This is a genomic window from Streptomyces sp. SID5785 (genome assembly GCF_009870065.1).
Taxonomy (GTDB): Bacteria; Actinomycetota; Actinomycetes; order Streptomycetales; family Streptomycetaceae; genus Streptomyces.
Genome location: NZ_WWIA01000014.1, coordinates 1 through 2,371 on the forward strand (window position 1 = coordinate 1; position 2,371 = coordinate 2,371).

At 70.8% G+C, this 2,371-nt stretch carries 2 protein-coding genes and 1 pseudogene; all 3 read left to right on the top strand.

Features of this window, described 5'->3' with window-relative positions; genetic code table 11:
- Positions 1–566: class I SAM-dependent methyltransferase (locus tag GTW43_RS00505; protein WP_161299539.1), on the top strand; the 566-nt coding region annotated here is incomplete at its 5' end.
- A gap of 296 nt (positions 567–862) precedes the next feature.
- Complete coding sequence (locus GTW43_RS00510) at positions 863–1,858, top strand: chitinase (RefSeq protein ID WP_161299540.1); 996 nt, start codon at positions 863–865, stop codon at positions 1,856–1,858.
- A 14-nt stretch (positions 1,859–1,872) separates the two neighbouring features.
- Positions 1,873–2,371 (top strand): annotated as a pseudogene (locus tag GTW43_RS00515) (coagulation factor 5/8 type domain-containing protein); the annotation flags it as partial.

The window sequence follows — 2,371 nt, forward strand, 5'->3', positions numbered from 1 at the left end:
GGGAGCGCGGTGTGCCGGTGGCCGGCATCGAGCTGTCGGAACACATGGCCGCCGTCCTGCGGCGCAAGGCCGACGCCGCCACCCTTCCGGTGACCATCGGGGACATGGCCACGACCGTCGTCCCCGGCGAGTTCACCCTGGTCTACCTCGTCTACAACACCATCTCGAACCTGCTCACGCAGGACGAACAGGTCGAGTGCTTCCGCAACGCGGCACGTCACCTCGCCCCCGGCGGCCGGTTCGTCATCGAACTGGGCGTGCCGCCGCTGCGCTTCCTGCCGCCCGGTCAGGTCGCCGTGCCCTTCGACGTCTCGGAGCGGCATCTCGGCTTCGACACCTTCGACCTGGTCGAACAGATCCTGGTCTCGCACCACTTCACCCGCGACGGCGAGAACGGCGCCTACCGCCGCGACGCCTCCCGGCACCGCTACGCCTGGCCCGCGGAGCTCGATCTGATGGCCCGGATCGCCGGCCTCGAGCTGGAGCGCCGTGTGGCGGACTGGTACGGGACACCGTTCACCGAGGACTCCGCGCAGCACGTGTCCGTGTGGCGCAGGCCGGCCTGACCGTCTATCCGCCGAAGGCACCGCCCCGCAGGCGCGCCCGCAGCCGTGCGGCGTCCACGGGGCGACGCTCGACGTGGACGGCGGGATCGCGGCGACGCGTCTCTCCTGACGGACAGTCCGTTCAAGGCATGAACAGAACGGGGCTGCTTCGCGCCTCTTGACGCCTCCATGTGCCCGCGAGTTTACTCACGCCGTGAACGAAGCCTGAGCCGACGGCACTTCGGGGCCCCCATCGTTCATGCCTCAAAGTCGCCTGTCAGGTTCATGGTGAGACCCCCCACGAGAGAAGGCTTCCCATGAGGACAGCTCGACGCCTCGCCATCGGCGCGGCCGTCGCGGCGCTCGCGACCGGAACGGCCGTCGTGACGGCCGCGTCCGCCGCCCCGCCCGGCGGCAGCGGAGCACATGCCACCGCGGCCCCGGCCGCCGTCGCCCCGTACCTGTACAACGGCTGGGGCGACCCCCCTGACCCGGCCGAGGTCCAGCAGGCCACCGGCGTCAGCTGGTTCACCCTCGCGTTCGTCCTCAGCAACGGAGGGTGCGATCCGCAGTGGGACGGCGGCCGGCCGCTCAAGGGCGGCGTGGACGAGCAGACCGTCGAGGCCGTCCGCGCCGGGGGCGGCGACGTCGTGCCGTCCTTCGGCGGCGCCAACGGCAACAAGCTGGAGCAGAGCTGCTCCGACGCCGACGCCCTGGCCGGCGCGTACCAGAAGGTCATCGACGCCTACGGGCTCAAGGCGATCGACATCGACATCGAGGGCGACGCCTACAACGACCCGGGCACCCAGCAGAAGACCATCGACGCGCTGAAGAAGATCAAGGCCGACAACGCGGGCATCACGCTCTACGTCACCTTCCCCAGCGACCAGAACGGCCCCGACGGCAGCATGATCGGCCGCGCCGCCGACGCCGGACTCGAGGTCGACGGCTGGACCATCATGCCGTTCGACTTCGGCGGCGAGGGCCAGGACATGGGGCAGCTCACCCAGCAGGCCACCGACGGCCTCAAGGACCGGGTCAAGGAGGCGTACGGCTACAGCGACGACGAGGCGTACCGGCACAGCGGACTTTCCTCCATGAACGGGATCACGGACGTCAACGAGACGGTCACCCCGGAGGACTTCGAGGCGGTCCTGGGCTACGCGCAGGAGCACCACCTCGCCCGGCTCGCCTACTGGTCCGTCAACCGGGACCGCCCCTGCCCCGGCGCCTACCCGAACGACGACACCTGCTCCGGCGTCTCCCAGGATCCCTGGGAGTTCACCGGCATCTTCGCCCGGTACCAGGGCTGAGGGAGGACACCGTGATGTTCACCCTTTCCCGCGGACACGCCCGCCGGCGCCGCGGACGCACCCTGACTCTCGTCGCCGCGTCCGTCCTGCTCACCTCCGGAGCCATCGGCGTCGTCACGACGCAGAACGCCGACGCGGGCCCGGCCCCGCACACCGGGGCCGTGCGGGCCGAGGGCGCGCCCGACCTCGGCCCCAAGGTCGACATCTTCGACCCGTCCATGTCCCGGGAGGACATCCAGGGCCGGCTCGACGAGGTGTTCGCGCAGCAGGAGAAGAACCAGTTCGGCACCGAGCGGCACGCCGAACTGTTCACCCCCGGCAGCTACGAGGTCGATGCCGACGTCGGGTTCTACACCCAGGTCGCGGGCCTGGGCCTGTCACCCGACGACGCCACCGTCCGGGGCGCCGTGCACGCGGAGGCCGACTGGTTCGACGGCAACGCCACACAGAACTTCTGGCGCAGCGCCGAGAACCTGGCCGTCGAACCGTCCGGCGGCAGCGACCGCTGGGCCG